3 protein-coding genes are annotated in these 6,336 nt (G+C 68.7%); all 3 read right to left on the bottom strand.

The features are described 5' to 3' along the window. Window positions 1-2,847 (bottom strand): TIGR02266 family protein (locus HR086_RS49035; protein ID WP_373564436.1); only part of this gene is annotated, 2,847 nt, incomplete at its 3' end. Between the two features lie 8 nt (window positions 2,848-2,855). Then, window positions 2,856-3,521 carry a hypothetical protein gene (locus tag HR086_RS43650; protein WP_174453003.1) on the bottom strand — a complete coding sequence of 222 codons (666 nt, stop codon included), beginning with the start codon at window positions 3,519-3,521 and terminating at the stop codon, window positions 2,856-2,858. Next, window positions 3,518-6,214, bottom strand: coding sequence for an alanine--tRNA ligase (gene alaS, locus HR086_RS43645; RefSeq protein WP_174453004.1), 2,697 nt, complete (start codon window positions 6,212-6,214; stop codon window positions 3,518-3,520). The genes HR086_RS43650 and alaS overlap by 4 nt, the downstream gene beginning before the upstream one ends. Between the last annotated feature and the right edge of the window lie 122 nt (window positions 6,215-6,336).

Genomic DNA, 6,336 nt, shown 5'->3' with positions numbered 1-6,336 from the left:
AGCAGGGGCGGGTGTGGTGGCCCCTGGGGCCTGGTCGGTGGAAGCTGTGTTACCGGCTTGAAAGGCCGGTGTCGTGGGGGCTTGCTCGGCCGTGGTCGCTGGCTGGGTGGCGGAGGCCGTTGCTTCCGTCGAGGAGGCGGAGTCGCTGGTTCGAGTCTCGGTCGAGCTGAGCGGAGTGGGCTCCGTGGGGCCTTCTGCTGCGTGCTCGGAGCGTGGCGTCGGCGATGGCGCGGAGGTGGAGTCGCTGGTGGTGGCTCGCGCCTCGGTCGCTCTGGGTGCGGTGGTCTCCGTAGCGACTTGTGCTGCGTGCTCGGAGCGTGGCGCCGGCGATGGCTCGGACGTGGAGTCGCTGGCGTTGGCGCGTGCCTCATCCGCTCCGAGCGCGGTGGACTCCGTAGTGACTTGTGCTGCGTGCTCGGAGCGCGGCGTCGGTGCGCCTGTCTCTGCTGCGGAGGTGGACTCGCTTGCGTCGGTCGCGCCGTGTGCAACTGGCGCCGAAGAGGCCTGTGCGGCTGGTGTACCCGTGTCGGCGTACGCCTTGTCCGCGCTCCGCGCGGCTGGATCCGTGGATCCCTCTGCGGTTGTGGGCTTCGGAATTACCGCTGTCGTCTTCGTGTCGGTCAGTGCCTCAGACGCCCCGTGCACGGCAGGCTCCGTGGACGACCGTGCGGCCAGGATGCCTGCTGGCTCGGTGCGAGCCGGCGGCTCCGTGGAGAAGCGGTCGTCGCTGGACTCGTGCGGCTTGGTGCCTGCCGCAGACGGGGTGACTGCAGGCCTGGTGCGAGCCGAAGGCTCCGTGGAGGAGCGGTCGTCCCTGGTGGCGGGCGGCTCAGTGTCTGCCGCGGGCGGGGTGACGGATGGCGCAGTGGGGGTCGGAGGCTCCGTGGCGGAGCGGTCGTTCGTGGTCGCGGGCGGCTTGGTGTCTGCCGCAGACGGCGTGACTGCTGGTTCAGTGCGACCTGGGAAATTCGTGGAGGACCGGGCCGCTGAAGTGGCGAACGACTCAGCACGTGCCGAGGTGTCTTGCGCTGCCTCCGACGCCGCGTTCTCGATGCGCGACAGTGCCGCTGCCGTGGACTCAATGTCGGTGCCGACGTTGGTCTGGGTGTGAGCAGTGAAGATAGGGACGGTCGTGTTGTTCGGCGACTCGGTACGTGCCCGCAGGTCCATGGACACGGCTGCCTCGGTGGCAACCATGGCCTCCTCATGCGAAGCGAGCGACTGAGTCGAGGGCTCTTCCGTGATGGCTGATTCAGTGCCGCTGGAGCTGGCCGTGATGCCCCACGGGTCTATGTCGCTCGTGGGCTCGATGGGCGACGTGGGTGTCGACTCGGCGCGAGAAGACGCAGCAACTGCGTGAGACGGTGCCCCGGAGGTGTTCGTCGGCTCGAAGCGTTTGTCGTCGGCGCCCTGACGGCTGGAGGGCGAAGCCTGCTCCTCGGTGCCCCGAGACATCCCGGTGGCTGCGTCGAGAGGGGGAGGGGCAGTCACCTCGGAGGGACTGGCCTCCCAGGCTGGGACCTCCGGCGTTCCGAACCAGGGCACCTCGGACGACGTGTCCTCGGTGGTACCCGAAGTTCCCGCGCCGGAGCGATTCAAGGAGACTTCGGGTGCGACGCTCGCGGAGGTCCCCGATTCGAAGCTCGAGCCCGCTTCCATCGCGTCAATCGACGAGGACGCGAAGTTCGAGGGCTGTTCCTCGGCGCCGGCTCCGGAGGCCGCGTTCCTCGCGCCTGGGTCGTGCTCCTGGTCGAAAGCATCGGACGCATGGGCCGCACCGAGCTTGGGTGCGCTCACCGCGCTCGTTGCTGCTTCCGAGGAAGAGAAGAGGTCGCGGGGTGCCTGGGCTGTTCCTGCGTCCAGGATGCGCTCGTCCGTTGCTGGCGCCTGCGAGGGCTGCTCCGTCGACCCGTGCCCCGTGCCCTGCTCACTCCCTGTCGAGGGCTCGTCCTCATCGGGATCAAACAAGCTCGCGGTGATGTCGAAGTCGAGTGCGCGATCTTCGTCAGCGGCGAGAGAGGTGGCTTCGGAGGATGCGGACGCCGTGGCCGCAGCACTCTCCGTCCACGAGGACGATGCCTGCTCGGTCGTGTTCTCGAGTCCTGGAGACGTGTCGGCGGCGCTCGCGTTGAACGAAGCCGCATCCGACGGCTCACCCTGGCCATGGTGCTGCACTGGCGGTTCCGCTTCGGGTGACAGGCGAGGAGCGGTGTCCTCGACGTGCCGTGCGGTATCTCCGGTGTGTGGGCTCAGTGCCTCGCTGGGCGTCCCGGCTTCATCGGTCGCTGGAGCGAAGTGGCCGCCTTGCGGAGTCTCCGGGGTGTGGTCGCTCTCGGTGGCGAAGGAGCTGCCTTGAGCAGCCTCGGTGGCGAAGAGACCGCGGGGTCCGGTCTCAGGAGCAGCAGGAGGACTCTCCGCCTCGCCGCGCTCATCCTGGGACGCCGCTACCTGCGCTGGCGGCTCGGGTGGGCGGACTGGAACCGGCTTGGGTGCCTGCGTCTTGCGAACCAGTCCAGGGACGGTCTGCTGCGGCTCCGGGGCGGCCCGACGCGCGACCACACGGTCGACGAGCGCCTTGCTCGCGGCGTCCAGTTTCACGAAGCGCACCGTCATCCCAGCGCGCCCGCCGCCTGCGTCCACCTGCGACTTCACCACCACGCCTTCGCCGCGCAGCAGTCGGGTGCCATCCGCGAGGACGAACTCGAACGCCAGCCCGGTGCCCTCGGGCTTCAGGGCACGCGTGGCGACGAACACGCCTCCGCGCGCCACGTTCGAGCCGTACTTGTCGACGAACTCCTCCTCCGTGCTGTACGGGAGGCGGATGCGCAGCGGAAGCAGCTTGGACACAAGCCCGCTCATCGCAGGGGGATCCGCACCTCTCCCCCCGTCCCTTGCATGATCAGGTGCAGGGCACCTTCCCGCAGGGCCGGCGGGGGGAGCTCGAACAGGAGGATGATGTCGGCGCGCTCTTCAGGGGCCCAGGTGCGGCGCAGCGGCCGCGTTCCCGCGAGCACCTGCGCGTCCCGGGCCAGCACATACGACGCGCCTTGCGCGTCCACGACCGTGACTGACTCCAGGTCCAGCGTCACGGGCTTCGGGCCCACGTTCTGGGTGACGAACTGCACGCGGAGGAACAGCTCCTCCGTGGTCACGCTCATCTTCCCCGAGCCCTTCGCCGAGTGAGAGGACTCCAGCCCGGTGAGCTTCACCGCCACCGAGTCCACATGCACCGTGGCGTTGCCCTCGGGCACGCCCAACTGTCGGGGCGCGGCCTCTTCCAGTCCCGCGGCGAGTCCCGCGAGCTGGGCGTTCGGCGCGCCCCGGGTGGCCTCGGGTCCATGGGCCTGGCGACCCCCCTGGTTCACCCGGTCCACTTCCTGCCGCAGCTTCTGGAGCGTGCGCTCATCCGCCGTGCCCAGGGCCTCGGACGAGGGCTCCTCCTTCGTGCAGCCCCCGATGAGGAGGGCCGCAGCCAGGAGGCGCGCCACCGGCGCCAGCACGAGAGAGGCGCGAGCGCTCACGCGTTGCCCGCTCCCTTCACCAGCTCGTACAGCTTCTCCAGCGCAGCGGGCAGCTTCGACGCGTCGGGGCCGCCAGCCTGCGCCATGTCGGCCTTGCCGCCGCCCTTGCCGCCGACTTCCTTGGCCATCTCTCGCACGAGGTCTCCCGCGCTGATGCCCTTGGCCACCACGTCCTTCGTCAGCGCGACGAGGATGATGGCGCGGCCGTCCTTCTCGCCGCCAATGGCGATGACGCCGGAGCGCATGCGGTCGCGAAGCTGGTCCGCCATGCCGCGGAACACCTTGTCGTCCGCCGGGTCCACTCGCGTGGCGAGCACCTTCATGCCGTTGACGTCGCGCGCCTGCTCCAGCAGGTCCTTGCTGCCGGCCGTATTCGCCTTCACGGCCACTTCCTCGACCTTGCGCTCGAGCTCCTTCACACGCTTCTGCGCCGCTTCCACGCGCTTGACCACGTCCTTGGGGGACGTCTTCAAGAGCTCGGCCGCCTTGCGCAGTTCGTGCTCCTGCTCGCGCACGTGCTGGAGCGCGCCCACGCCCGTGAGCGCGATGATGCGGCGCACGCCGGACGCCACGCCGCTCTCGCTGGAGAGCTTGAACAGGCCGATGTCGCCGCTGCGCCGCACATGCGTGCCGCCGCACAGCTCGGTGGACTCCGGATGCACGGTGACGACGCGCACCGTCTCGCCGTACTTCTCGCCGAACATGGCCACCGCGCCGGACTTCTTCGCGTCCTCGAGCGCCATGACGCGCGTCTCGGCCGCGGCGTTGTCGCGAATCCAGCCGTTGACCAGGTCCTCGACTTTCTCCGCCTGCTCCGCCGTGACGGGCCCGAAGTGCGAGAAGTCGAAGCGCAGGAAGTCCGGTGCCACGACGGAGCCCGCCTGCTTCACGTGCTCGCCCAGCACCAGCTTGAGCGCCTTGTGCAGCAGGTGCGTCGCGGAGTGGTTCGAGCGGATGGCCTTGCGGCGCTCCACGTCCACCGCGGTCTGCACCATGTCGCCGACCTTGAAGGTGCCCTCGGTGACTTCCACGGAGTGGACGATGAGGCCCGGCACCGGACGCTGCGCGTCCTTCACCTGCGCCACCGCCTTGCCGCCGTGGCCCACGATGTTGCCGCTGTCGCCGAGCTGACCGCCGGACTCGCCGTAGAAGGGCGTCCGGTCCAGCACCAGCTCCACCTTGTCGCCCTGAGACGCCTGGACCACTTCCACGCCGTCGCGAATCATCGCGCGGATGCTGCCCTCGCCCTCGTGGCCCTCGCCCTCGTAGCCGAGGAACTCGGTGGTCCCGAGCTTCTCCACGAGCTTGAGGTAGACGTCGCCGACGGCCTTGTCCTTGTTGAGCTCGCCGCCCTTGCCGCGCTCGGCCTCCTTCACCAACTCCGCGTCGAAGCCGGGAATGTCCGCGTCGAGCCCGTGCTCACGGAGGATGATCTGCGTCAGGTCCCACGGGAAGCCGTAGGTGCCGTGGAGCAGGAAGACGTCCGCGCCGGACATCAGTGTCTCGCCCGCCTTCTTCATCCGGGTGACGTTCTCCTCAATCATCTTCATGCCGCGGCTGAGCGTTCGCCGGAAGCTCTCCTCCTCGTGCTCGGAGACCTTGAGCAGGAAGGGACGGCTCTCGCGCAGCTCGGGGTACGCGTCACCCATCACCTCGATGACGCGGTCGACGACCTTGAAGAAGAAGAGCTGGTCCAGCCCCAGCAGCGTGCCGTGGCGGATCGCGCGGCGCATGATGCGGCGCAGGACGTAGCCCCGGCCCTCGTTGGAGGGCTGCACGCCGTCCGCGATGAGGAACGCCGCCGCGCGGCCGTGGTCCGCGATGACGCGGTGGGAGGCGCCCGTCTCCTGCGAATACGGCTTGCCGGAGACCTCGACGACCTTCGCGATGATGTTCTGGAACAGGTCCGTGTCGTAGTTGGAGCGCTTGCCCTGCGCAACGGAGGCGATGCGCTCCAGGCCCGCGCCCGTGTCGATGGACGGCTTGGGCAGTGGAATCAGCGGCGCGTCCTTCTCCTTGCGCTCGAACTGCATGAACACGAGGTTCCAGATTTCGAGCCACCGGTCGCAGTCGCACGCGACGCCCTGACACTTGCGGCCCGCGGCTTCCTCGACACAGGGGATGTCGTCACCCTGGTGATAGTGGATTTCGGAGCAGGGACCGCACGGGCCCGTCTCGCCCATGGACCAGAAGTTGTCCTTCTTGCCGAGCTTGTAGATGCGGTCGCGAGACACGCCCTGCTGCGCCCACAGCTCGAACGCTTCCTCGTCCCAGGGGATGCCGTCCTCGCCGTTGAACACGGTGATGGACAGCCGCGCCTTGTCGAGCCCGAGCGTCTTCGTCACGAACTCCCAGCCGTACGCAATCGCGTCCGCCTTGAAGTAGTCGCCGAAGGAGAAGTTGCCGAGCATCTCGAAGAACGTGTGGTGCCGGGCCGTATAGCCCACGTTGTCGAGGTCGTTGTGCTTGCCACCGGCTCGCACGCACTTCTGCGACGTGGTGGCGCGGCTGTAGTCGCGCCGCTCGCGGCCGGTGAAGACATCCTTGAACTGGACCATGCCCGCGTTGGTGAACAGCAGGGTCGGGTCGTTCGCCGGCACCAGTGAGGAGGAGGGGACGCGGCGGTGTCCACGCTCCTCGAAGAACTTGAGGAACGCCTCGCGAATCTCGGAGGCGGTCAGGGCGGAAGGCATGGTGTGGGTATATGCCACAAGAGGAGGCCGCGCAGGAGTTCTTGGAGGTTGCATGAGGGGGAGGACGGCCCGGGAGGGGGGACTCCGACAGCCCTGGCACGCCTGGACGGCAGGTGGGGTGG

It is taken from the genome of Myxococcus sp. CA039A (genome assembly GCF_013336645.1).
GTDB lineage: Bacteria > Myxococcota > Myxococcia > Myxococcales > Myxococcaceae > Myxococcus > Myxococcus llanfairpwllgwyngyllgogerychwyrndrobwllllantysiliogogogochensis.
Note: the sequence above shows the minus strand (reverse complement) of the source record. Positions and strands in the feature narration are given on the sequence as shown.